At 71.8% G+C, this 23,408-nt stretch carries 18 protein-coding genes; 6 read left to right on the forward strand and 12 right to left on the reverse strand.

Annotation, left to right across the window (positions count from 1 at the left end; genetic code table 11):
• Nucleotides 1–81 precede the first annotated feature (81 nt).
• The 3 genes from CTJ15_RS18790 to CTJ15_RS18800 all read left to right on the forward strand — a co-directional run bounded on the left by CTJ15_RS18790 (nucleotide 82) and on the right by CTJ15_RS18800 (nucleotide 5,981).
• The gene (locus CTJ15_RS18790; RefSeq protein ID WP_099781833.1) at nucleotides 82–2,772 is read left to right on the forward strand and encodes a DNA translocase FtsK; all 2,691 of its coding nucleotides are present in this window, start codon (nucleotides 82–84) and stop codon (nucleotides 2,770–2,772) included.
• A gap of 79 nt (nucleotides 2,773–2,851) precedes the next feature.
• Nucleotides 2,852–3,496, forward strand: coding sequence for a hypothetical protein (locus CTJ15_RS18795; RefSeq protein WP_099781834.1), 645 nt, complete (start codon nucleotides 2,852–2,854; stop codon nucleotides 3,494–3,496).
• A 403-nt stretch (nucleotides 3,497–3,899) separates the two neighbouring features.
• Nucleotides 3,900–5,981, forward strand: coding sequence for a bifunctional diguanylate cyclase/phosphodiesterase (locus tag CTJ15_RS18800; RefSeq protein WP_255414118.1), 2,082 nt, complete (start codon nucleotides 3,900–3,902; stop codon nucleotides 5,979–5,981).
• A 57-nt stretch (nucleotides 5,982–6,038) separates the two neighbouring features.
• Here the strand turns inward: CTJ15_RS18800 and mnhG are convergent, their stop codons facing one another.
• From mnhG to CTJ15_RS18840, 8 genes are all read right to left on the reverse strand, one after another.
• Nucleotides 6,039–6,389 (reverse strand): monovalent cation/H(+) antiporter subunit G, encoded by a 351-nt coding sequence (gene mnhG, locus CTJ15_RS18805; protein ID WP_019461396.1) that lies wholly within the window; start codon nucleotides 6,387–6,389, stop codon nucleotides 6,039–6,041.
• Nucleotides 6,386–6,667, reverse strand: a complete 282-nt coding sequence (locus CTJ15_RS18810) for a monovalent cation/H+ antiporter complex subunit F (protein WP_019461397.1) — start codon at nucleotides 6,665–6,667, stop codon at nucleotides 6,386–6,388. The genes mnhG and CTJ15_RS18810 overlap by 4 nt, the downstream gene beginning before the upstream one ends.
• A complete protein-coding gene (locus tag CTJ15_RS18815; RefSeq protein WP_019461398.1) occupies nucleotides 6,664–7,014 on the reverse strand; it encodes a Na+/H+ antiporter subunit E in 351 nt (116 codons plus the stop codon). The genes CTJ15_RS18810 and CTJ15_RS18815 overlap by 4 nt, the downstream gene beginning before the upstream one ends.
• Nucleotides 7,011–8,513: a proton-conducting transporter membrane subunit gene (locus CTJ15_RS18820; protein ID WP_019461399.1), complete on the reverse strand. Its 1,503-nt coding sequence runs from the start codon at nucleotides 8,511–8,513 to the stop codon at nucleotides 7,011–7,013. The genes CTJ15_RS18815 and CTJ15_RS18820 overlap by 4 nt, the downstream gene beginning before the upstream one ends.
• Complete coding sequence (locus CTJ15_RS18825) at nucleotides 8,503–8,883, reverse strand: sodium:proton antiporter (protein ID WP_019461400.1); 381 nt, start codon at nucleotides 8,881–8,883, stop codon at nucleotides 8,503–8,505. Before CTJ15_RS18825 ends, CTJ15_RS18820 begins: the two co-directional genes overlap by 11 nt.
• Nucleotides 8,880–11,609: a hydrogen gas-evolving membrane-bound hydrogenase subunit E gene (gene mbhE / locus CTJ15_RS18830; protein ID WP_099781836.1), complete on the reverse strand. Its 2,730-nt coding sequence runs from the start codon at nucleotides 11,607–11,609 to the stop codon at nucleotides 8,880–8,882. The genes CTJ15_RS18825 and mbhE overlap by 4 nt, the downstream gene beginning before the upstream one ends.
• Before the next feature lie 150 nt (nucleotides 11,610–11,759).
• Nucleotides 11,760–12,452 carry a TetR family transcriptional regulator gene (locus tag CTJ15_RS18835; protein WP_083755482.1) on the reverse strand — a complete coding sequence of 231 codons (693 nt, stop codon included), beginning with the start codon at nucleotides 12,450–12,452 and terminating at the stop codon, nucleotides 11,760–11,762.
• Nucleotides 12,453–12,924: 472 nt separating this feature from the next.
• Nucleotides 12,925–13,836 carry a LysR family transcriptional regulator gene (locus CTJ15_RS18840; protein ID WP_075822371.1) on the reverse strand — a complete coding sequence of 304 codons (912 nt, stop codon included), beginning with the start codon at nucleotides 13,834–13,836 and terminating at the stop codon, nucleotides 12,925–12,927.
• A 157-nt stretch (nucleotides 13,837–13,993) separates the two neighbouring features.
• Here CTJ15_RS18840 and CTJ15_RS18845 point away from each other — a divergent pair, with 157 nt between their 5' ends.
• Nucleotides 13,994–14,929, forward strand: coding sequence for a ring-cleaving dioxygenase (locus CTJ15_RS18845; RefSeq protein ID WP_075822366.1), 936 nt, complete (start codon nucleotides 13,994–13,996; stop codon nucleotides 14,927–14,929).
• A gap of 81 nt (nucleotides 14,930–15,010) precedes the next feature.
• On the forward strand, nucleotides 15,011–15,661 hold the full coding sequence (locus CTJ15_RS18850) for an alpha/beta hydrolase (RefSeq protein ID WP_099781838.1): 651 nt from the start codon (nucleotides 15,011–15,013) through the stop codon (nucleotides 15,659–15,661).
• 37 nt (nucleotides 15,662–15,698) lie between these two features.
• Here the strand turns inward: CTJ15_RS18850 and CTJ15_RS18855 are convergent, their stop codons facing one another.
• From CTJ15_RS18855 to CTJ15_RS18865, 3 genes are all read right to left on the reverse strand, one after another.
• Nucleotides 15,699–16,256 (reverse strand): DUF533 domain-containing protein, encoded by a 558-nt coding sequence (locus CTJ15_RS18855; protein ID WP_126281916.1) that lies wholly within the window; start codon nucleotides 16,254–16,256, stop codon nucleotides 15,699–15,701.
• Between the two features lie 110 nt (nucleotides 16,257–16,366).
• A complete protein-coding gene (locus CTJ15_RS18860; RefSeq protein ID WP_019463207.1) occupies nucleotides 16,367–16,762 on the reverse strand; it encodes a response regulator in 396 nt (131 codons plus the stop codon).
• Complete coding sequence (locus CTJ15_RS18865) at nucleotides 16,759–19,194, reverse strand: response regulator (protein WP_099781839.1); 2,436 nt, start codon at nucleotides 19,192–19,194, stop codon at nucleotides 16,759–16,761. The genes CTJ15_RS18860 and CTJ15_RS18865 overlap by 4 nt, the downstream gene beginning before the upstream one ends.
• A gap of 488 nt (nucleotides 19,195–19,682) precedes the next feature.
• Between CTJ15_RS18865 and CTJ15_RS18870 the strand changes: the two genes are divergently transcribed.
• A complete protein-coding gene (locus CTJ15_RS18870; protein WP_058389682.1) occupies nucleotides 19,683–21,458 on the forward strand; it encodes an SLC13 family permease in 1,776 nt (591 codons plus the stop codon).
• 430 nt (nucleotides 21,459–21,888) lie between these two features.
• Here the strand turns inward: CTJ15_RS18870 and CTJ15_RS18875 are convergent, their stop codons facing one another.
• On the reverse strand, nucleotides 21,889–23,229 hold the full coding sequence (locus tag CTJ15_RS18875) for a glycosyltransferase family 87 protein (protein ID WP_075821837.1): 1,341 nt from the start codon (nucleotides 23,227–23,229) through the stop codon (nucleotides 21,889–21,891).
• Nucleotides 23,230–23,408: the final 179 nt, after the last annotated feature.

The following is a 23,408-nucleotide window of genomic DNA, read 5'->3' on the forward strand; positions in this document are numbered from 1 at the left end:
CCTTGCTGCGGTTGAGAAAAGCGGTACGCGACAGGTATTTGCCATGCTAGGCTGAGGCAAGGTCTCAGCTTGGGTTCCCTGATGTCGCGTGCCGCCACCGATCGCTCATCCTCTCCGAACGGGCGCTTTTCCGGCGCCGCCCAGCGCTTCGCCTCGCCGGCCGTGCGGGCGGCGATCCGGCGGCGCGGCGGGGAGTTCGTGGGCGTGCTGCTCGGCCTCGCCGGCCTGGCCCTGGTCGTGGCGCTGATCTCCTACAACCCTGCCGACCCCTCCCTTTCCACCGCCACGACGCGCGCTCCCCGGAATCTCGCCGGGCTGGTCGGCGCCATGCTTTCCGACGTGCTGCTGCAGGGCTTCGGCTGGGCCGGCTGGCTGCCGGCGGCCTGCCTGCTCTGCTGGGCGCTGCGCCTGGGCACGCATCGCAGCCTGAAGCCCTTCGCCGGCCGCGTCGCGGCGATGCTCGCCGCCTTGCCGGTGCTCGCCTCCGCCGCCATCCTGGCCGGCCTGCCCGCCTGGGGCTCGGTGCCACCGGGCGGGGCGGTCGGGCCGCTGATGCGCGGTGCCGTGGACGGCGTCGCGCGCGGCTGGCTCGGCCCCTTCGGCGGCGTGGCCACCGGTGCGGCGACGGCGGTGCTGGGCCTGGTCTTCGGCTTCGTGGCCCTGGGCATCCCCCTCCTGTCCTGGCGCAGGGCGGGCATCAGCGCCGCGCGGGGCGGCGTGGCGGCCGCACGGGGCGGCGTCTCGCTCGGCGTGGAGATTTCCGAGCGCGCCGCGCGCCGCCGGGCCCGGATGGAGCGGAGCGGTTCCCGTGGCTTCGGGGAGATCCTCTCGCCCTTCCGCAACCTGGGTGGCCTGCTGTCGCGGCAGAGGCAGGCCTCGCCGGACCTGCAGCACCTGCTGAGCGCCGCCGATGACGCCGCCGCCCGCCGCCGCGCCGCCGCCGCCCGCCCCGGCCCGCGCATCCACCTGCCACCCGAGGACGCCCCCGCCCGGCAGGCGCCCCGCCCCGCCTGTTTCGAGCCGGAGGAAGAGGACGCGCCGGAGGAGGCGCCGAACCGCCCCCGCATCGCCATTCCCGGCCTGCGCGGGCGCCGCCCGGCGGAGGAGGTCGCGCCGCCCGTCCGCCGCATCGAGCCGCGCCTCGGCCGCGCGCCGGAGCCGGTGGTGGACGAGGACGAGGACGACCTGCCGCCGCCGCCGCCGCCCCGGACCGAGCGGGCCGCCCCGCCGCCCCGCCGCCCCGCGCCGCCGCCCCGGAACCTGCCGCCGGAACAGTTCGCCCTGCCGCCGCTCGATCTGCTGACCGAGGCGCCCCGCCGCCGCGACAACGGCCCGACCGAGGAGATGCTGCAGAACAACGCCCGCATGCTGGAAGGCGTGCTGGAGGATTACGGCGTGCGCGGCCGCATCGTGGAGGTGCGCCCCGGCCCCGTCGTCACGCTCTACGAGCTGGAGCCCGCCCCCGGCACCAAGTCCGCGCGCGTGATCGGCCTGGCCGACGACGTGGCGCGCAGCATGTCCGTCACCGCCGTCCGCATCGCCACGGTGCCCGGCCGCAACGTCATCGGCATCGAGATGCCGAACGCGAAGCGCGAGACGGTCTATCTGCGCGAACTGCTGGCCGACGAGGAATGGGGCCGGGCGCAGGGCCGCCTCAGCCTCGCCCTCGGCAAGGACATCGGTGGCGCCCCGGTGATCGCCGACCTCGCCACCATGCCGCACCTGCTGGTCGCCGGCACCACCGGCTCGGGCAAGTCGGTGGCGATCAACACCATGATCCTCAGCCTGCTCTACCGCTACGGGCCGGACGAGTGCCGCTTCATCATGATCGACCCGAAGATGCTGGAACTCTCGGTCTATGACCGCATCCCGCACCTCCTGGCCCCGGTGGTGACGGAAAGCCCCAAGGCGATCGGCGCGCTGAAATGGACGGTGCGGGAGATGGAGCGCCGCTACCGCGCCCTGTCGCAGCTCGGCGTGCGCAACATCGCCGGCTACAACAAGAAGGTCACCGCCGCCCGCGAGAAGGGCGAGCAGCTCACCCGCCGCGTGCAGACGGGCTTCGACCCCGACACGGGCAAGCCGGTCTTCGAGGACCAGCCCCTGGCGCTGGAGCCGCTGCCGATGATCGTCGTGGTCATCGACGAGATGGCCGACCTGATGGTGGTGGCGGGCAAGGAGATCGAGGCCTCGGTGCAGCGCCTCGCCCAGATGGCCCGCGCCGCCGGCATCCATGTCATCATGGCGACGCAGCGCCCCTCGGTGGACGTCATCACCGGCGTCATCAAGGCGAACTTCCCCGCCCGCATCTCCTTCCAGGTCTCCTCGAAGATCGACAGCCGCACCATCCTGGGCGAGCAGGGCGCCGAGCAGCTTCTCGGCCAGGGCGACATGCTGTTCATGGCCGGCGTCGGCCGCATGAACCGCGTCCACGGCCCCTTCGTCTCGGATGCCGAGGTCGAGGCCATCGTCGAGTACCTGCGCGAGCAGGGCGAGCCCTCCTATATCGAGGAAGTCACCGAGGTCGAGGATGACGAGGCCCCCACCGGCGGCCCCGGCGGCGGGGAGGGCGGCGAGCGCGGCCTCTTCGAGCAGGCGGTGGACCTCGTGACGCGGGAGGGCAAGGCCAGCACCTCCTTTGTCCAGCGCCATCTCTCCATCGGCTACAACCGCGCCGCCAAGCTCATCGAGCAGATGGAGAAGGAGGGCATCGTCGGCCCCGCCAACCATGTCGGCAAGCGCGAGGTGCTGGTGCGCGGGCAAGACGACTGACGCCGATCACCCAGGGCAGGGCATGGCCGGGGACCCGCCCCCGGCCATGCCCTGCCGCAAGGAGCGGAGGAACCCCGCCATGCGCCGATCCACACGCCGTGCCCTCCTGACCGCCAGCCTGCTGGCCGCCGTCCCTATCCTGCCCGTCATGGCGCAGACCGGCAGCGCCGTGCCCCGGCTGGAGCCCAGCCGCGACGTCGCGGTCACCTACCGGACCCTTGGCGGCAAGCCGGAGCCCGTCGAGGCGCAATGGCTGGCCTCCGAGCGCCTGCTGCGCCTGGAACTGCCGCGCCAGAACGGCTGGGGCGTGCTGGACCGCCGCAGCGGCCAAGCGCGGCTGGTGATGGACAAGATGCGCCTCGTCACCGAGCTTCCGGCCGAGGAGTTGCAGAAGATGGGCCTGCCCGCCGATTTCGGGCCCGGCACGCGCTTCACGCGCGAGGGGCAGGCGAAGGTCGCCGGCCTCTCCTGCACCAACTGGCGCTACGAGGAACGCGATGCCAGCGGCCGCGCCTGCCTGACGGCGGATGGCGTGCTGCTGCGCGCCGAGGGCCAGGTCCAGGGCCGCCAGGGCGGCATCGAGGCCACCAGCGTCACCTATGCCCGCCAGGACCCGGACCGCTTCCGCATCCCCGCGGGCTACCAGACCCTGCAACTGCCCCAGGGCCTGCCGCCTGGCCTCGCGCAGAACCTGCTGGGCGCCATTCCCGGCCTGAAGCGTTAGCCTGCCGGTCGCATCCGTCGCCACCGTCGCCCGCGCCAGCGGCGGGCGGGATCGGGCGGCGCCATCCCGGCCCTCGCCGCCTTATCCCTGCTCGCCCGCTCTGCGGTGGAGCGAGGGAGCGCCGCCCCTGGCTTCCCCGCGCAGGCGGGGAACAGACGGGCGAGAGGTAAGGAAGCCGCAAGATGTCCACCCCATGGCGCAACTCCGCCACCTTTCGCGTCAAGCGGGTGGACACGACAATTTTAAGTTGAAATCATTGCAGTTTCTCAGTATAGTATAAAACATCCAGCACGAAACACGTCACTCGGGTCGATCTGGATCCAGGTCCAGATGTGGATGTATTTGGCCCATGCCCGTCATTGCGATTGTCGATGATCAGAATACGAATCGGCAAGTCTTTACAATGCTGGCCAAGTCGGTCACGCGGGACACCACGGCGGAAGCCTTCGCCGACCCCAACACCGCCCTGGCCTGGATCGCGCACCACCGTCCCGACCTGATCATCACCGACTACCGCATGCCCGGCATGGATGGGGCCGACTTCACCCGCTCCGTCCGCGCCATCGCCGGCTGCGCCGCGACCCCCATCCTCGTCATCACCGCCTATGACGACCCGAATTTCCGCATCCGGGCGCTGGAGGCCGGGGCGACCGGCTTCCTGCAGACGCCGATCAAGCACGCGGAGTTCCAGAACCAGGTCCGCGACCTGCTGGACGCCGCGCGCCACCCCTTCCCGCCGGCGCCAGCCAACGACCAGATCCAGGGTGCCGCCAGGGCTCCGGGAGCGCCACCGCAAAGGGCCGACCTGCTGGCCCAGGTCATCGACACGATGCCCGTGCTGGTCCACACCGCCGATCCGGAAGGCTATTGCCGCTTCGCCAATGCCGCCTATGCGCGCCATGTCGGCCGCGGCGTGGAGCAGTGCGCAGGGCTGCCGATGAAGGAGCTCACCGCGCGCGACCAGATCGAGCGCGACGTGCTGTTCGACCGCCTGGTCTTCGAGCGCGGCGCGGCGCTGCCGAGCTACGAGGAGAACTTCATCGACCGGGACGGCGTGCTGCGCACCCAGCTCACCACCAAGTCGCCGCTCCGCAACAGCATCGGCGAGGTGGTGAACGTGCTCACCACCTCCCTCGACATCACCGACCAGAAGAGCGCGCAGCGCCACCTGCACCACCTGGCCCGCCACGACGTCCTGACCGACCTGCCCAACCGCTCCCTGCTGGCGCAGCGGATCGAGGAAGGGATCGAACGCGCCGCACGCTCCGGGCGCCTCTGCGCGCTGCACTTCCTCGACCTCGACCGCTTCAAGAACGTGAACGACTCGCTGGGCCACGACTTCGGCGACCAGCTGCTGATCACCGTCGCCCGCATCCTGCGCATGCATGTGGGGGAGCACGACACGGTGGCCCGCCTCGGCGGCGACGAGTTCGCCATCCTGCAGGAAGGCATCTCCGACCCCCGCGAGGCCGCGACGCTGGCAGATTCGGTCGGCCATGTCCTGGCGGAGCCGATCCAGGTGCGCGGGCACCGGGTCAACATCAGCGCCAGCATCGGCATCACCGTCTGCGGCCGCGATTCCTCGAACATCGACGAACTGCTGAAGAACGCCGACCTCGCCATGTACCAGGCGAAGGCCGAGGGGCGCCACGGCTACCGCTTCTTCCGCCCGGACCTGCGGCTCCGGCTGGAACAGGCGCAGTCGCTGGAGGCCGGGATCCGGGAAGGCGTCGCCAACGGCCAGTTCGTCCTGCACTACCAGCCGCAGGTCAGCCTGCATTCGGGCCAGGTGATCGGGCTGGAGGCCCTGCTGCGCTGGAACCGCCCCGGCCACGGCCTCTGCGCGCCCGCCGATTTCCTCAACGCCGCGGAAGACGGCGGGCTGATCGTGCTGCTGACCGAATGGGTGCTGAACGAGACCTGCACCCAGATCCGGCGCTGGGAGACGCAAGGCCTGCCGCCCCTGCGCGTCGCGATCAACGTCTCGCCCAACCAGTTCCGCCGGCAGGACGTGCACCGCATGGTGATGCAGGCCACCCAGGCCGCCGGCATCGACCCGTCGCGGCTGGAACTGGAACTGACCGAGGGCGTGGTGATGGACCGCAGCGCCAGCACCGCCCAGACCCTCGACGCGCTCCGCCGAGACGGCGTCAGCGTCGCGCTGGACGATTTCGGCACCGGCTTCTCCTGCCTGGACTACCTGCGCCACTTCCGGGTCAACCGGATCAAGATCGACCGCTCCTTCATCCAGAACCTGCCGCAGAAGCGCGAGGACGCCGCCATCGTATGCGCCATCATCGGCCTCGCGCGCGGCCTGGGCGTCACCACGGTGGCGGAAGGGGTGGAGAATCCGGAAATCCTCGACCGCCTGCGCCAGGAAGGCTGCGACGAGGCCCAGGGCTTCTACCTGGGCCGCCCCGTGCCGGCTGGCGAATGGGAAACCTGGTTCCGCCGCCTGCCCTCGTTGCGCCACCCCCTGCTCTGAGGGGCTTCCCCAAGGACAGCGCGACGCCAAAGCCGTGAAGCGCGGCCGGCGCCCCGATCAGCCGCGCAGGCGTTCCTCCAGCGGCGCCTTCTGCCGTTCCACCACTTCCGCCAGCGGGTCCTCGCCCTTCAGCCCGCGCAGTGTCGCGCCGGACATGTAGGCGGCGCGGCCGAGAAGCTGTGCCGCGACCGGCAGGGTGAGCAGCAGGAAGAGGATCGTCAGCACGCCGGTCGGCAGCTTCACGGCATCGCCCGCCAGCAGCGCGCCGACCAGCACCAGCATGGTGCCCAGCGTGCCGGCCTTGGTGCCGGCATGCATGCGCTGGAAGGCATCGGGCAGGCGCACCACGCCGATGGCGGCGATGCAGAGGAAGGCCGTGCCCAGGATCATCAGGATGGCGGCGATCATCGCTGGCTTCCCTTGCGTTCCAGGAAGGCGGCGAAGGCGCAGGTGGCGACGAAGTTCACCAGCGCGATCACCAGCCCGACATCGAGGAAGGCGCTGCGCCCGGTGGCCAGGGCCGTCATGGCGGCAAAGGCCACGGCGACGGCGGTGAGCATGTCCAGCGCCACGAAACGGTCGGCGAAGCCCGGTCCCGCGATCATGCGATAGGCAGCGAGGCCCAGCGGCAGCACCAGGACGAAAGCCAGCAGCCCGGCGAGGGTCTCGATCCCGTCCATGCTCATCGTCCCCCCTCCATCATCAGGATCCAGCGTTCGTAGAGCCGCTTGAACTGCGCGATGACCTCCTCGTCCCTCCGCGCGTCCAGCACATGCACGTAGAAGCGCCGTAGGTCGTCCGAGACGTGCAGGCAGGTGGAGCCCGGCGTCAGCGAGACGCAATAGGCGAAGAGCGCCACGCCCCAGCGCGTGCGCGCCTCCACCGGCACCACCACGATGGCCGGCAGCGGCTGGGCATAGGGCGAGAGCACGATGCGCGCCACGGAGAGGGAGGAGGCCACCAGGTCCCACAGGAAGGTGGCGACCAGGCAGAGCAGCGCCCAGAGGCGGAGGGGCAGGCGAAGCAGGCTCATGCGCCGCCTCCCGCCGGCGCCGCCCCTGGCACCATCCCACGGGCCGCCTCGCGCGCGAAGGCGCTGAGCGGCTCCACCCCGATTCCCATGGCGAGGATCAGGAAGGCCAGGATGCCCATGGCCGCCAGCATCGCGGGCGGCACGCGACGCGGCGCGCGGCCGCTGCCGGGCGCCTTCCAGAAGGCCTCCACCCAGATCTGGCTCATGGAATAGACGGTGACGAAGCCGGTCGCGAGCAGGACCAGCGCCAGCAAGGCGCCGCCCGACAGGAAGCCCGCCTGCACCAGCACGAACTTGCCCCAGAAGCCCGAGAAGGGCGGAATCCCGGCCAGCGACAGGGCCGGGACGGCGAAATACACGGCCAGCATCGGCTGCCGCTTCATCAGCCCGCCGCAGCGGTTCAGGTCGGTGCTGCCATTGGCCCGCGCGATGGCCCCGGCGGCGAAGAACAGGCTCGTCGTCACCAGGATGGAATGCAGCATGTAGAGGATGGCGGCGGCGAGCCCCGCCAGGCTGGCCAGCGCCAGCCCCATCATCATCGTGCCGATCGAGGCGACGATCTGGAAGGCCAGGATGCGCCGCGTGTCCTCCTGCGCCATGGCGCCCAGCACGCCCAGCACCATGGTCGCCGCCGCCAGCAGCCCCAGCATGGGCGCGAGGCCCGGGATGACCGGCGCCGTGCCCAGCCCGAAGACCAGCACCAGCACGCGCAGGCAGGCATAGAAGCCGACCTTGGTCAGCAGCCCGGCCATGCCCGCCAGCACCGTCATCGGCGCGGTGGGATAGGCCGCCGGCAGCCAGGAGAAGAAGGGAAAGAGCCCCGCCTTCAGCCCGAAGCCGGACAGCAGCAGGAAGGCGGAGGCCACCAGCGCCAGGCTCGGCGCGCGGCCGTTCAGGGCGCGGGACAGGTCGGCCATGTTCAGCGTCCCCGCCTCGCCGAAGAGCAGCGCGATGCCGAGCAGCATGAAGGCCGCGCCCAGCATGCTCAGCGCGGCATAGCGGATCGCCCCGTCGATCTGCGCCCGCCGCCGGTCGAGCACGGTGAGGCCCAGCGCCGTCACCAGCATCAGCTCGAACCAGACATAGAGGTTGAACAGGTCGCCGGTCAGGAAGGCGCCGTTCACCGCCGCCAGCATGGCCAGGAACAGCGCGTCGAAGCCGCTGGCGCGGCGGCGCGGCCCGATATCCGCCCGGGCATAGATGGCCACCACCAGCCCGACGATGCCCGTGAAGACGGACAGCATCGCCCCCAGCCGGTCGGCGGTGAAGCTCACGCCGAAGGAGCGCGGCCAGCCGCCGAAGCCGACCGTCAGCGGCCCGTTCTGCGACACCTCGGCCAGCAGGCCGAGCGAGGCGGCGAGCATCAGCCCGGTGGCCGCCTCCATCGTGGCGCGCTGCCAGTCCGGGCGGTGGCGCAGCACGGCGCAGAGCGCCGCGGCCAGCAGCGTGCCCACCACCGGCCAGAGCAGGAGGATGCCGGGAACGAGGTCAGCGCGCATCGGCGTCCTCCTCGTCCTCGGGGAAGGGGGGCTCGGCGGCGGCGATCCGGGCGCCGTTGATCGTGCCCTCGCCGCGCCAGGCGCGCAGCACCAGCGTCATCAGCACCACGGTCAGGGCGAAGCCGATCACGATGGCGGTCAGCACCAGCGCCTGGGGCAGGGGATCGGCGGACAGCCCCAGCACCTTCTCCCCATCGGGGATCAGCGGCGGCTGGTCCGAGCGCAGCCGCCCGGTCATGAACAGCACGAGGTTCACCGCCGTGGACAGCAGCGCCAGCCCCAGGGCCAGCCGCGCCAGGTTGCGCGACAGCGCCATGTAGAGGCCGCATCCGGCCAGGGCGGCGGCCACGAAGGCGGTCAGCAGGTTCATCGCTCGGCCTCCCGTTGCAGCCCGAAGAGGAAGGCCAGCACCCCGCCCAGCACCACGGCGAAGACGCCCAGGTCGAAGAGCAGCGTCGTGCCCTGCTTGACGGCGAGGCCAAACAGGTCGGCCTCCACCCAGAGATGCTTCATGTAGCTGCCATGGGCGAGCAGCCCCGGCACGCCGCTCAGCACCGCCAACCCCATCCCCAGCCCAACCAGCACCATGGGATGCAGCCGCAATGCCGCCCGCGCCCGCTCCACGCCCCCCGCCAGGGCGAGCATGGCGAAGGCCAGCGCGGCCACCAGCCCGCCGACGAAGCCGCCACCGGGCTGGTTGTGCCCGCGCAGCAGGATCATCACCGCCGCCAGCAGCAGCAGCGCGAAGAAGGCACGGCTGGTGGCGGCCAGGATGAAGGCGGCCGGCCTTTCCCGCGCCGGGGCGGGACCGGCCTGCAGCAGCGACCAGGCCATCAGCGCCGACATGCCGATCACCACCGTCTCGCCCAGCGTGTCGAAGCCGCGGAAATCCACCAGGATCACGTTGACCACGTTCTGGCCGAAGGCGGCGGCATAGCTCTGCGCGCCGTAGAAGCCGGACACCGTGGTATCCGCCGGCCCGGCCATCATGTCGGCACTCGCCAGGAAGACCAGCGCGGCGAAGCAGCAGGACAGCAGGATGTCGTGCTGCCGCTCCGCCCGATTGCGCGTCGCCGGCGCCGCGAGCGGCAGCACCAGCAGCACGGCGGTCAGCAGCACGACGATCAGCGCCTCCACCGAGAACTGCGTCAGCGCCAGGTCCGGCGCGCCGTTGCGCAGGAAGACCAGCGCCACCGCCAGCCCCACCAGCCCCACCGCCACCAGCGCGGACAGCAGGGAGCGCGCGCGGGCGGCGGCGAAGCCTCCGGCCAGCCCGACCAGCAGGATGGCGGCGGTGGCCGGATCGGGATGGCCGAATGCCGGCCAGCGCGGCACCGTGCCCGCCCGCACCGCGCCGAAAAGGCAGAGCGCCATGGCCGAGGCCGCGCCGAGCCAGAGATAGCGCCGCAGGTCACCGTTCTGCACGAAGCGGGTGAGCCGCCCGGCGAAGCCGACCAGCCCGCGCATCAGCGCGTCGTAGCCGATCTCGGCGGCATAGTGGTCGATGGGCTGGAGCGCCAGCAGCCAGCTATGGATCGAGCGCCAGAAGGCGACGATCACGGCACCGATCGCCACCACCACCACGCTCAGCATCAGCATCGGCGTCAGCCCGTGCCAAAGCTCGACCTTGACCTCCACCGGCGCGCCATAGATCGCCAGCACCGCCGGATTCAGCACGTTGTCGCGCACCCAGTCGGGCTCCAGGCTGATGGCGAGGCCCAGCAGCGACAGCAGCAGCGGCCCCAGCGTCAGCCCCACCGTCTCGCCATGCCTGACCTCGGTGATCTTGCCGCGCCCGAGAAAGAAGGGCCGCAGCGAGACCACCCCGGCCACGCCCACCATCACCGCGTTCACCAGCACCGCGATGGCCACCGGCACGGCGTCCCAGGAGCTCTGGATCTGCGCCTCGAACAGGAACTCCTTGGAGATGAAGCCGATGAAGGGCGGCAGCCCGGCCATGGAAAGGCTGGCCAGGCTCGCCGCCACCGCCGTCAGCGGCAGGAAGCGCACCAGCCCGCCCATCTGCCGCAGATGCGACTTGCCGGTGGCGTGGATGGCATTGCCCGCGCAGAAGAACAGCGCCGCCTTGTAGAGCGCATGCGCCAGGATGAAGCCCACGGTCGCCACGCTGGCCATCGGCCCGTCCAGCCCGATCAGCATCACCAGGATGCCCAGCGAGGCGACGGTGGAATAGGCCAGCGCCGCCTTGAAGCCCTGCGCCCGCAGCGCCTGCACCCCCGCCACCAGCATGGTCGCCGCGGCGAAGCCGATCAGGATGCTGCGCCCGCCCGGAACCTCGGCGAAGAACCCCTCGAACCGCGCCAGCAGGTAGATGCCCAGCTTCACCATCGTGGCCGAATGCAGATAGGCCGAGGCCGGTGTCGGCGCCTGCATCGCGTTGGGCAGCCAGAAGTGGAAGGGGAACTGCGCCGACTTGGTGAAGCCGCCGAGCAGCAGCCCGATCACGATCAGGGCGGCCCAGGGGCTCCGCGCCAGCTCCTCCACCCGGCCGGTCGCCCCGGAGAAGCTGAAGCTGCCCAGGGTGACCCCGATCAGCACGATGGCGCAAAGCAGCCCCAGCCCGCCGCCCACCGTCACCTGCAGGGATTGCAGCGCCGAGCGGCGCGAGGCCGGGCTCTTGCCGTCGAAGCCCACCAGCAGAAAGGACAGGATGCTGGTGGCCTCCCAGAACATGAAGAAGACCAGCAGGTTGTCCGACAGCACCGCCCCCAGCATGGCGGTCATGAAGAGCAGGATCAGGGTGAAGAAGCGCGCCCGGTCGCCCGGCGACTTCTCCGCCATGTAGGACCCGGCATAGACCACCACCAGCGTGCCGATGCCGGTGATCAGCAGCGCGAAGAGAAAGGAGAAGCCGTCCAGCCGGAAGGCCAGATCCACCCCCAGCGACGGCGCCCAGGGCAGCCGCGTCTCCGCGGCGCCGCCCCCGGCGATCAGTGGCGCGAAGCTCAGGAACATCCCGAAGAGCCCCGCCGGCAGCAGCGCCAGCCCCCAGCCGCCGGCGCGGCCGAGCAGGCGCGACACGGGCGCGGCCAGGCAGGCCCCGGCCACGGCGATCAGCAGGATCAGCGGCAGCACGGCGGGCTCACCGGCGGCCGGGAAGGGGAGGGGCCAGGAACGGAGGGGCTGAGGTTTCGCGGGACGGGCGGGCGAAAGATCATGCCGAAGAAGCTCCCTGGCTTGTGATGGGTTTCCCGGCCGGGCCGGTTTCCATGCCGCTCCGCCGCCTCATGGCGTGGCGCCGCCCTCCGCACCGGTCCCATCCCCAAGTGGCCGCAGCATCCCCAGCACGCCCTGCACCAGCATCTCCCGGTGCCGCGTCCGCAGTGCCTCCTCGCCCAGGTCCTTGCCGAACAGAACCTCGATCGTGTGGCGGTTGGCGGACCTGAAGAAGCAGAAGCCGCTGATGAAGAGATGCACGTCCACGGCATCGACATCCCCGCGGAACAGCCCCTCGCGCCGCCCCCGCTCCAGGATGGTGCGCAGCGCATCGATGATGGTGACGTTCAGCGCCCGGGCGCTGCGGGACTGGCGCAGGTACTGGCCGTGATGGATGTTCTCGATGGTGACGAGGCGGGTGAAGTCCGCATGGTCCCACTGGTAGTCGAAGGTGAACTCCACCATCCGCCGGATCGCCTCCTCCGGCGCCAGCGCCTCCAGCCGCAGCTCCCGCTCCACCGAGCGGATGTCGTCATAGGCGGCTTCCAGCACGGCGAGGTAGAGCCCCTCCTTGCTGCCGAAATAGTAGTAGATCATCCGCTTGGCGGTCTTGGTGCGCGCCGCGATGGCATCCACCCGCGCGCCCGTCAGCCCGTGCCGCGCGAATTCCTCGCGCGCCGCCTCCATGATCTCCCGCTTCGTGCGCTCCGGATCGTTCCGGCGGAAATGCGGCTCCGTCAATTCGCTCGTCGTGTCGGCCAAGGGGACGCTCCTGCGAATCCCCTACATACCCGCCCCGCATCGCCACGGCCAAATGCCGCCTCCGCCAGTCCGCACTCCTGGCCCGGCATTGCGCCGTCCCCGGGGTGAAAGGCGCCGCCTTTCACCCGGACCCCCTATCCGCCAGGACGCTGCGCGCCCTGGACCCGGTGAGTTGGCGCCCACAGATGCCGGATCGCGCCGGAGAGCATCGCCCTCCGGCAGGCTGCCGGCGCCACCAGCACGGACACGGTATTTCTCTTCTTCCCGGGCGTCCCGCGTTTCCACCTGTTCCCAGGGATCAGGCCGAAAACCAACGGCAGCCACCGGACCCCACGAAAGCCCGGGGTCCGGGGACCGGCTTCGGTCCCCGGCGGAGAGGGGGCCGGGGCGAGAGGCAGCGCCTCTCCCCCGGGGGGCGCCACGAGCGGAATTCCCTCCGACACGCCGTGACCTTCGGAAGGCTTCCCCCGCATCACCCGGCCTCCCCCTCGATGACCGCCCGTCGCGCGGCGATGGCGCTGGCCAGGAACTCCGTCACGGCGCGGATGCGGGGCAGGTGCCGCAGGTCCGGATGGGTCAGCAGCCAGAGATCGGCGGCGAAGTCCGGCTCCGGCGGGGCCAGGCGGCGCAGGCTCGGCCGGGCATCCCCCACGAAACAGGGCAGGTGCCCGATCCCCAGCCCCGCTTCGACCGCATCGGCCAGCGCCAGCACCCCGTCGAACCGCGCCGCCAGCCGCGCCGCCGGCACGCGCTCCCGGGCGAAGCGCGTCACCTTCATCCCGGCGAGGTTGTCACCCAGGCAGACCCAGTCCCGTCCCATCGGATCGGCTTCCGGGATGGGCGCCGTGGCGGCGGTCTCGTAGAGCGCCCAGGCGATCCGCGCCACGCGCCGCCCGACCAGCGTGTCCGGCGGCGAATCGCTGGCCCGCAACGCGACATCCGCATCCCGGCGCGACAGGTTGGCGGCGGCATTGCCGGTGACGAGGTCCAGCCGCACATCGGGGCAGGCGGCGCGGAAGCGCACCAGCATCGGCATCATCAGGTCGGCCAGCAGGCTGTCGCTGGTGGCCAGCCGAACCTCGCCGGCGGGGCCCGGTGCCTGTCCGGCGAGGCGGCGGGTGACGGCGGCGATGTCCTCCTCCACCCGCCCGGCCAGGGCGGCCATCTCCTCCCCCGCCGCCGTCGGGGCATAGCCGCCCCGGTGTCGCTCGAAGAGCGGATAGCCCAGCATCTCCTCGATCTGCCGCAGCCGGCGGAAGACGGTCGAATGCGCCACCCCGAGCCGCGCCGCCGCCGCCGGCAGCGCCCGCGTCTCCGCCACCGCCTGGATCAGCCGGAAATCGTCCCAGGCGAGGGCAGGGGAGGAACGGGAGGCATCGGTCACGATGCGCCGCAGCCTCGCATCCCGCACCGCGCACCGGAAGGGGCGGGCTTCTTCGCACGGCTCGCATTGCACCAGCGCAATCCGTATCCAGTGGAACCGGATACCCCATTGCCCATATGCATGGCCGACAGCGAAACCCAGACCTGGAGGAGCTTCCATGGCCCGCAACGGCATTCATCATGTGACCGCGATCGCCGGCAAGGCGCAGCGCAACCTCGACTTCTACACCCGCACCCTCGGGCTGCGGCTGGTGAAGAAGACGGTGAACTTCGACGATCCCGGCGCCTACCACTTCTACTACGGCGACGAGGCCGGCAGCCCCGGCACCATCCTGACCTTCTTCCCCTGGGGGAACGCCGCCCCCGGCCGCGCCGGCACCGGCGAGTTGCAGGAAACGGTCTTCCGCGTGCCGCAAGGCGCGATCGGCTACTGGATGCAGCGCCTGACGCCGCATGGCGTGGAGCGGGCAGAGGCCTTCGGCGAGACGCTGCTGCGCTTCCGCGACCCGGACGGCATGCGCCTCGCCCTGGCGGGCCTGCCCGGCATCGAGGCCGAGCCCGCCTGGAGCCACCCGGTGGAGGGGGACAAGGTCCCGGCCGAAATGGCGATCCGCGGCTTCCACGGCGTGCGGCTGATGCTGGACCGCACCGAGGCGACCGGCGCCATCCTCGCCGACGTCTTCGGCTTCGCCGAGGCGGCGCGCGAGGGCAACACGCTGCGCTACCGGGCCGAGGGCACGGCGCTGGGCGGGATCGTGGACCTGGAAGGCGTCGGCGGCTTCCTGCCGGCGCGGCCGGGGCGCGGCTCGGTGCACCACCTGGCCTTCCGCGCCGCCGACGACGCGGCGGAGATGGAGATGGCGCGGCGGCTCGTGGAGAACCACGGCATCCGCACCACGGAGCAGAAGGACCGCGACTACTTCCGCTCCATCTACTTCCGCGAGCCGGGCGGCGTGCTCTTCGAGATCGCGACCGACATCCCCGGCTTCGCGGTGGACGAGGCGCCGGAGGCCCTGGGCACCGGCCTGCAACTGCCGGCCTTCCTGCGGCCGCACCGTGCGGCGATCGAGGCCGCCCTGCCAGCCCTGGCCTGACCGCGGCGCGGCGGCACGCACCCGGCAAGGGGGGCGTGCCGCCGCCCTTCCGGGGAGAGCAACGCAAAGGGAGTATCCCGCATGAGCGACATCGTGACCGATACCACGACCGGCACCGGGCTGGGCTTCCGGCACCGGTTCCGGCCCGCCACGCGGCCGGGCCGCCCGCCGCTGCTGCTGCTGCACGGCACAGGCGGCGACGAGGACGACCTGCTGCCGCTGGGCGAGGCGGTGGCGCCGGGCTCCGCCCTGCTCTCGCCGCGCGGGCAGGTGCTGGAGAACGGCATGCCGCGCTTCTTCCGCCGCATGGCGGAGGGGGTTTTCGACGAGGCGGACCTGCGCCACCGCACCGACGAACTCGCCGCCTTCCTCCACGGCGCGCGGGAAGCCTACGGGCTGGAGGCGCCGGTCGCCCTGGGCTTCTCCAACGGCGCCAACATCGCCGCGGCGCTGCTGCTGCGCCATCCGGGCCTGCTGCGCGGGGCGGTGCTGCTGCGGGCCATGCAGCCCTTCCGGGACGAGGAGCCGGTCCCGCCGCCGGGCCTCGCCGGCACGCCGGTCCTGCTGCTTTCCGGCAGCGCCGACCCCATCATCCCCGCCGCGAACAGCGAGGGGCTGGCGGCGTGCCTGCGCCGGGCGGGGGCGGAGGTCACCTATCATCCCCTGCCGGCGGGGCACGGCCTGTCGCAGATGGACCTGTCCCTGGCACGGCACTGGATGGCCGGGCTCTGACGGCACCCGCACGGGCGCCGCGCGCCGGCGGCCCGCCTCAGCGGCGGTAGCGGCGCTCGGCACCGCGCACCATGGCGGGCGGCAGGGCCAGCCGGGCGGCGAGATAGTCCAGGAAAAGGCGCCCGGCCTCGTCCCGCGGGTCGGAGACCACCAGCGCGGCCACATAGGCATGGGCCGCCAGCCCGGCGGCCTGTGCCTCCCGCAGAACCTGGCTCAGCGGCGGCGGCTGGTGCAGCGCGGCCTCGATCCGGGCCGGCAACGCCTCGTCCCCACGCAGGAGGGCGAGGCGCTGCACCCAGCCCGGGCTCTCGCCCCGCTCCTCATCCGGCGGCCGCAGCCCCGCCAGCATCGAGACGGCCATGATCCCCGCGAGAAGGGCGAGCTGCGCCTCGGGCAGGCCCCGCAGGCTCAGGCTGAGCGGAAACAGCGTCTGTTGCCGGTTCTGCAGCCAGCCGTGCAGCAGCTTCTGCGCCACGGCCTCGTGCAGCAGAGTCTCCGGCGCGGGCAGGGCACGCTGCCGCCGCCCGGCCGGGGGCGGCGGATCGGCGGGCGGCGCGGCGGCCGGGTGGGTGGGGAACCCGCCGCCCCCGGTCATGCCGGCTCCGGAAGATCCGGCGCCTGGAATGCTGGTGCCCGGACCGCCAGTGCCCGGAATGCCGGCACCGTCGCCGGTCCGCAGGCGCGACAGGAAGCCCGCCACCGTCATCAACCGGCCCCCTGCGTGCCTGCCCCCGGCACGCCCGCCAGGGCCTCGATCTGCTGCAACAGGCGGGAGAAATCCACCGGCTTGGGGTGGTAGTCGTCGCAGCCTGCCGCCAGCGTCCTTTCCCGGTCCCCGGCCATGGCATGGGCGGTCAGCGCGATGATCGGGATGGCGCTGCCCGGCGGCGCCCCGGCCTTGATCAGCCCGGCGGCGGTCCAGCCATCCATCACCGGCAGGTTCATGTCGAGCAACACGATGTCGGGGCGTTCCCGCCGCGCCATCTCCACCGCCGCCTCCCCGTCCATGGCCAGGAGAACCTCGTGGCCACGGCGGCGCAGCCGGCGCGACAGGAAGTCCCAGATCTCCTCGTGGTCCTCGACCAGAAGAATGCGCGTCATGCGGGCCTCCCTGCGGCCGGCGGCGGCCGCTCCCGGCTGTTCTCCTCCGGCGCGGGCACCAGGTCCCGCACCTCGTGCGCCAGCTCGTTCAGGCTGACGCTGCCCTTCAGGATCAGCCGCTCCGCCCGCCGGTCCAGCCAGGCGCGCTCCTCCGGCGTCACATCCTTGGCGGTCAGCACGATCACCGGCACCTCCGCCCCCTCCGGGCGCTGCCGCAGCCCCTCCAGGAAGCCGAAGCCGTCCATCACCGGCATCATCAGGTCCAGCAGGACGAGGGATGGCAGCGACCGGGTCACCAGCTCCAGCCCCGCCCGCCCGTCGCCCGCCTCGGCTACGCGCCAGCCGTCCCGCTGCAGCATGGTGCGGAGCCGCCCCCGCGCCTCGGCATCGTCGTCCACGATCAGCACCTCGCCCTCCGCCGCCGGCGGGCGGAAGCGTTCCATGACCCGGCGCAGCCGCTCCCAGGCGATGGGCTTGGTCAGATAGTCGGTGGCGCCCAGCGCATGGCCCAGCCTCTTCTCGTTCACCACCGAGGCCATCACCACCGGCACGCCGGACAGCAAGGGGTCGCCGCGGATGGCATGCAGCACCGACCAGCCGTCCATCTGCGGCATCTCGACATCCAGCAGCACGGCGCGCGGCTTCAGCGCCCGCGCCAGGGCCAGGCCGGATCGCCCGTCGCTCGCGCAGCGCACCTGGAAGCCTTCCCGTTCCAGGAAGCGCGTCATCAGCTCCCGCGCGGCGGGGTCGTCATCCACCACCAGCACGACGCGGCCCTCCTGTTCCACCGGGGCCGCCTCCGCCGCCATGGCCTCCCCCTCGCCCTTCGCCGCCGCCTCGAAGCGGGCCGGCAGCCGCATGGTGAAGACCGAGCCCTGTCCGGCCGTGCTCTCGGCGCTCACCTCGCCGCCCAGCTCCCGGCAGAAGGCGCGGGTGATGGAAAGGCCGAGGCCGGTGCCGCCGAACTGCCGCGTCGTGGATTCGTCGGCCTGGGTGAAGCGCTGGAAGAGACGGGAAAGCTGCTCCGCGCTCATGCCGATGCCGGTGTCGATGACCTGGAAGACCAGCCAGTCGCGCCCCTCCCCCGCCTCGCGCCGCGCGGCCAGGGTGATCCGGCCCTCCTCGGTGAACTTGGAAGCGTTGCCCAGCAGGTTCAGCAGGCACTGGCGGATCTTGGTCTGGTCCGACTCCATCGCGCCGAGCGGCTCCTCCAGCCGCAGCGACAGCGTGTTGCCCCGCCGCGCCACCAGCGGCTGCACCGCCCCCGCCGCCTCCGCGAGCAGGGCCGCGACGTCGAAGCTGCCGACCGAGACGGTCATGCGCCCGGCCTCGATCTTCGACAGGTCCAGCACGTCGTTGATCAGGCCCAGCAGGTGCCGGGCGTTGCTCTCGATCTTGCGCAGGTCGGCCAGGAGATGCGCCTCGCCCAGATCCTCCACCTCCTCCGCCAGCATCTCGCTGTAGCCGATCACGGCGGAAAGCGGCGTGCGCAGCTCGTGGCTCATGTTGGCGATGAACTGGCTCTTGGCGCGGTTGGCGGATTCGGCGGCGTCGCGCGCCTGCTCCAGCTCCTCCTCCGCCCGCTTGCGGTCGGTGATGTCGGTGTGCGAGCCCACCCATTCCCGCAGCGACCCGTCCTGCGCCAGCACGGGCGCGGCGCGCACTTCCATGTGGCGCCAGGCGCCATCCCAGCGGCGCACCCGGTGCTCCATGGCATAGAGGCTGTGCGTCTCCTTGGCATGGCCCCAGACCTCCGCGGTGCGGCCGCGGTCCTCGGGATGGATGGCCTCCAGCCAGCCCCAGCCGCGATGCTCCTCCCAGGACTGGCCGGTGAACTGCATCCAGCGCGGCTGCGGCGCCTCGAACTCGCCCGAGCCCGGCGTGGTCCAGATGATGGCGGAGGAGGCATCCATCAGCGTGCGGAAACGCTCCTCGCTCCGCCGCAGGCGTTCCTCGGCGCCGCGCGTCTCGGTCACGTCGGTGTTGGTGCCGCTCCACTGGATGATCCGTCCGCCCGCGTCGCGCAGCGGCAGGGCACGGGACAGGAACCAGCGATAGGTGCCGTCATGCCGGCGCAGCGGGAAGGTGTCCTCCCACTCCTCGCCGTTTTCCAGCGCGGCCCGGAAACGCGCCACGACACGTTCCAGGTGGTCCGGATGGTGCAGCTCGCGCCAGCCCTGGCCCCGCATCTCCGCGAAGCTGCGGCCGGTGTATTCGTACCAGCGGCGATTGTACCAGTGTATGTCGCCATCGGGCGTGGCGATCCAGGCCAGTTGGGGAATCGCATCGGCGAGGTTGCGGAAGGCGTTGCGCAGCGAGGCGCCGCCGCTCCCGGCCACCCATTGCGTTCCTGTCCCGCGCTGCTCCGGCCCGTGCTGCTCCGGCCCCTGCTGCTCCGGCCCCTGCTGCTCCGGCCCCTGCTGCTCCGGCATGGTCTTTCCCCCTGTTCCTTGCGAGGGACACGGCCCCCGCACCTGCCGATTCATCCATCGGCCTCATCCCCGCCGGCGCCTTCCCTGTTGGTTCCTGGCCCCTGCATGCGCAGGGGCCAGGAACCGCGCTGGCGCGGAACGCACCGGAAGGCCAGCGGCTTCATGCCCGGGCCGATGTCTTGCAGGAGCGCCAGGATTCAGCCGCCGGAAGGACCTCCGTGGCCGCGTGGCCGGGGCATCCACCGGGGAAGGGGAGCGCCATGTCACCGATGACACAGGAGCCCTGGCTTCCGGCCGCCGGAGCGCCGCGCCCGGTCCCTGGTCCGGTGGCAAGCAACGACACGGGTGGCCGCGGTCACGCTGGTCTGGACGCTCGTGCCGCTTCTGGCCCTGGCCTCCGGGCTGGAAACCCTGCCCCCCGAGGCTGGTTGATGCCCGCGGGGATGGCCAAGGGGCAGTTGAACCTTCCACGGCCCCAGGGGAATCGCATGACACTCGACCAGGCCCTGGCCTTCGGCCTGCTGGCCGCCACCATCGGCCTGTTCCTTTGGGGGCGCCTGCCCTACGACCTCGTGGCGCTCGGCGCCCTGCTGGCGGGGGTGGTCCTGGGCGTGGTGCCGGCGGCCTCCGCCTTTTCCGGCTTCTCCGACGACGTGGTGGTCATTGTCGGCGCGGCGCTGGTGATCAGCCATGCCGTGGCCCGCTCCGGTGCGGTCGAGACGCTGATGCGGCCGCTCACGCCCTACCTGCGCGGCACGGCTGTCCAGGTGCCGGTGCTGGTCGGCGTCACCATGCTGCTCTCCATGGTCACCAAGAATGTCGGCGCGCTCGCCATCCTGATGCCGGTGGCGCTGCAGCTCGCGCGCCGGACCGGCACGCCCGCCTCCGCCCTGCTGATGCCGATGTCCTTCGCCTCGCTCCTCGGCGGCATCGTGACGCTGGTCGGCACCTCGCCCAACATCATCGTCGCGCGCGTGCGGCAGGAGCTGACCGGGCAGCCCTTCGGCCTGTTCGACTACACGCCGGTGGGGCTGGGCATCGCCCTGGTCGGCTTTGTCTTCCTGTCCCTGGGCTGGCGCCTGCTGCCCACCGGGCGGCGCGGCACGCCCTCCCTGGAGGCCGCCTTCAACATCGAGAACTACACCGCCGAGGCCCGCCTTCCCGCCGGGTCGCCGCTGGCCGGAAAGACGGTGGCGGCGCTGGAGGCCCTGGGCGATGGCGAGGCGCGCGTCGCGGTGGTGGTGCGCGAGCGCTTCCGCCGCTTCGTCCCGCGCCCGGACTGGGTGCTGCGCCCCGACGACGTGCTGCTCCTGCGTGGCGAGCCGGAGGGGCTGGAGCGCTTGGTGGCCCGGGCCCAGCTGGTCCTGGCCGGCGACGGTCAGGCGCCCGGCCAGGCCGGCGAGATCAGCGTGGTGGAAGGCGTCGTCACCGCCGAGTCGCCGCTGGCCGGGCACACGCCGGGACAGCTCTCGTTGCAAGGGCGGCACGGGGTGACGCTGCTGGCGGTCAGCCGCGCCGGGCACAGCATCCAGCAGCGCCTGTCCGGCCTACGGCTGCGGCCGGGCGACGTGATCGTGCTGCGCGGCGAGGCCGCCGCCGTGCCGGAGGCGCTGGCCGGCCTGCGCGTCCTGCCGCTGGCGGAACGCGCCATCGCCTTCGGCCACAGCCGCCGCTCCTGGCTTCCCCTGCTGGTGCTGGCGGCGGCGATGGCGCTGGTGGCCACGCATGTGCTGCCGGTGGCGGTCGCCTTTTTCGGCGCGGCGGTGGTGCTGCTCCTGCTGCGGGTCATGACGATGCAGGAGGCCTACGAGGCCGTGGAATGGCCCGTGCTGATCCTGCTGGCGGCGCTGATCCCCGTCAGCGAGGCCATCCAGCGCACCGGCGGCACGGACCTGCTCGCCACCGGGTTGCAGCACCTGGTCTCCGGCCTGCCGCCCCTGGGGGCGCTGACCATCACCATGGTCGTGGCGATGCTGCTGACCCCCTTCCTGAACAATGCCGCCACGGTCCTCGTGGTCGGGCCGATCGCCGCGGCCCTGGCCCAGCGCCTCGGCCTGAACCCCGACCCCTTCCTCATGGCCGTGGCCGTGGGGGCGGCCTGCGACTTCCTCACCCCGATCGGCCACCAGTGCAACACGCTGGTCATGGGCCCCGGCGGCTACCGCTTCGGCGACTATGCCCGGCTGGGGCTGCCGCTCTCCGTCCTGGTGGTCCTGACCGGCGTGCCCCTCATCGCCTGGTTCTGGCCGCTGGGGCCGGGGTGATACGCCCGTCCGGCGCGCCGTCCGTGCTGTGGCGTCGCACTTGTGGTTGCCCCCGGGGAAGGCGCCGCCTCCGCCGGAGGAACTGCCGAAGCAATGCTCCGACCTCCCTGGCCCCCGCCTTTCGTCGGCCCAGGGGTTAGTCCAGGGGTGGCAAAGCCGGTTCCCGCACGGTCTCCTGGAGCAGTTGGACCGGCGGGACGCCCGGAAGAAGAAAAGCGTGGCGTCCACGCCGGTGACGCCCTTGGCCGCCGCGAAGCCACGCGTCCCGGCATGACAGGCTGGCAGCGGGTACCAACGAAGGGGAGGTCCAGGGTCAGGCATATTCGTCTGCCCGGCTTCCCAAGGGTTTGGGGGCAAGGTGAGCCTTGCCCCCAAAGGGCGGCGCGATCCGGCGAGCGGAAGGTGCCGGAAGCGTTTCTCCGCCCCGGCGTCAGGAACCCGCCAGCGGCTGCGTGGCCGGCGTCCCGAGGCGGAAGCCCTGGGGCGCGGCGGCGCGTGCCCGGCTCCAGGCGAGCAGCCCGAACCACATCAGCCCGCCGAAGAGCAGGTAGGAGACGCCGAACCGCGCATAGGCCTCCATCAGCCCCGGATTGGCGAAGGCGATGACCAGCACCGCCGGCGTCGTCAGCAGGATCGCCGCCCAGCCCAGCGCATGGCGTGTGGCGCTGGCGGCGAGGGCGGAGCCGGGGGCCAGGAAGAAGGCCGCCGGCATCAGCATCAGCAGGTAGTAGTGCGACCAGGAAAGCGGGCTGCTGACCACGGCCATCACCAGCACCAGCATGTATTCCAGGTCCTGCCCGCGGCTCCCCTCCGCGTCCCTGTTCCGCGCCGCGTGCGAGGCGCCTTTCACGCAGGCGAGCAGCGCGGTCAGGTAGAGCAGCCCGACCCCCACCGTGCCGGTCATCCGTTGCAGAGGCGGCGGGGTGCGCAGCGTCTCCCAGTCCATCAGCGCCGCCGGGCCTTCGGCGAGGCGCACCAGGAAGCCCGTCACGGACTGCACGTTGAAGGCGCCGAGCGGATGGCTGCTGAACTGAAGCACGCTGAGCTGCAGCCAGTGCCAGTGCATCTCCCACCCGAAGATGGCGAGGGAAAGCAGCCCGGCCACGCCGCAGAAGCCGGCGAAGCCCGCCGTGGCGCCCCAGTTCCGGCGCAGCAGGAAATACAGGCCGAAGAGCATGAGCGGCAGCTTGATCACCGCCGCGAGGCCGAGCAGCAGCCCCGCCGCCACGTCCCGCCGCCCGCGCAGCAGCCAGAGCCCGGCGGCCAGCATCAGCAGCACGATATGGGTGGTGTTGCCTTCCTTCAGGCTGTTCTGCAGCGGCCCGTTGATGGCGAAGAGCAGCAGCAGCAGCCAGAATCCCGGCCCGCGCAGCCCGGCGAGCCGCACCAGCAGCAGGAAGGCGCCGGCCGTGGCCGCGAGGCCGATCAGCGTGAACAGCACCGCCGCCGCCTTGTCGGGCAGCAGGGCGAAAGGCGCGAAGAGATAGGCCACGACGGGCAGGTTCACGAAGCCGTCCACACCCCGCTCGATCTGTGGCCCCAGCGCCGCGGGGCTGTCCAGCACGGCCTGCCCCGCCTGGTAGTAGGCGGCCCGGAAGTCCTCGAAGAGGTGCCGGGGCTCCGAGATGGCGAAGAGCGCCAGCGCCGCCACGGCGCAGAGGGCCGGCAGGGCCCAGGCCGGCCTCGCCTCCCGGCGTGACAGCCGGAAGAAGAGGAACAGGCTGCCCGCGATCGTCACGAGATCCGCGAGCGGGAGCAGTTTGGTCAGCATGGGACCGTCCGGGCCTCCGTTTGGTGCCGTTCAGATCGTGAGAATCGATCCGCTGAAAGGGCGAAACAAGATATTGTCTCATCATAAAGACTGTTGCGCTTCTTTTAGCAATAGTTATTGCGCTACCGTCTCAAGGGTCTCATGATGCGGCGCAAGGACAGGTAAGGACACGCGGCCAG

The organism is Roseomonas sp. FDAARGOS_362 (genome assembly GCF_002754815.1).
Taxonomy (GTDB): Bacteria; Pseudomonadota; Alphaproteobacteria; order Acetobacterales; family Acetobacteraceae; genus Roseomonas; species Roseomonas mucosa.

Coding starts and splice junctions, on each gene's coding strand:
- CTJ15_RS18790 (WP_099781833.1), top strand. CDS start 82: ATGTCGCGTGCCGCCACCGATCGCTCATCCTCTCCGAACGGGCGCTTT.
- CTJ15_RS18795 (WP_099781834.1), top strand. CDS start 2,852: ATGCGCCGATCCACACGCCGTGCCCTCCTGACCGCCAGCCTGCTGGCC.
- CTJ15_RS18800 (WP_255414118.1), top strand. CDS start 3,900: ATGCTGGCCAAGTCGGTCACGCGGGACACCACGGCGGAAGCCTTCGCC.
- mnhG (WP_019461396.1), bottom strand. CDS start 6,389: ATGATCGCCGCCATCCTGATGATCCTGGGCACGGCCTTCCTCTGCATC.
- CTJ15_RS18810 (WP_019461397.1), bottom strand. CDS start 6,667: ATGAGCATGGACGGGATCGAGACCCTCGCCGGGCTGCTGGCTTTCGTC.
- CTJ15_RS18815 (WP_019461398.1), bottom strand. CDS start 7,014: ATGAGCCTGCTTCGCCTGCCCCTCCGCCTCTGGGCGCTGCTCTGCCTG.
- CTJ15_RS18820 (WP_019461399.1), bottom strand. CDS start 8,513: ATGCGCGCTGACCTCGTTCCCGGCATCCTCCTGCTCTGGCCGGTGGTG.
- CTJ15_RS18825 (WP_019461400.1), bottom strand. CDS start 8,883: ATGAACCTGCTGACCGCCTTCGTGGCCGCCGCCCTGGCCGGATGCGGC.
- CTJ15_RS18845 (WP_075822366.1), top strand. CDS start 13,994: ATGGCCCGCAACGGCATTCATCATGTGACCGCGATCGCCGGCAAGGCG.
- CTJ15_RS18850 (WP_099781838.1), top strand. CDS start 15,011: ATGAGCGACATCGTGACCGATACCACGACCGGCACCGGGCTGGGCTTC.
- CTJ15_RS18855 (WP_126281916.1), bottom strand. CDS start 16,256: ATGACCGGGGGCGGCGGGTTCCCCACCCACCCGGCCGCCGCGCCGCCC.
- CTJ15_RS18860 (WP_019463207.1), bottom strand. CDS start 16,762: ATGACGCGCATTCTTCTGGTCGAGGACCACGAGGAGATCTGGGACTTC.
- CTJ15_RS18865 (WP_099781839.1), bottom strand. CDS start 19,194: ATGCCGGAGCAGCAGGGGCCGGAGCAGCAGGGGCCGGAGCAGCAGGGG.
- CTJ15_RS18870 (WP_058389682.1), top strand. CDS start 19,683: ATGACACTCGACCAGGCCCTGGCCTTCGGCCTGCTGGCCGCCACCATC.
- CTJ15_RS18875 (WP_075821837.1), bottom strand. CDS start 23,229: ATGCTGACCAAACTGCTCCCGCTCGCGGATCTCGTGACGATCGCGGGC.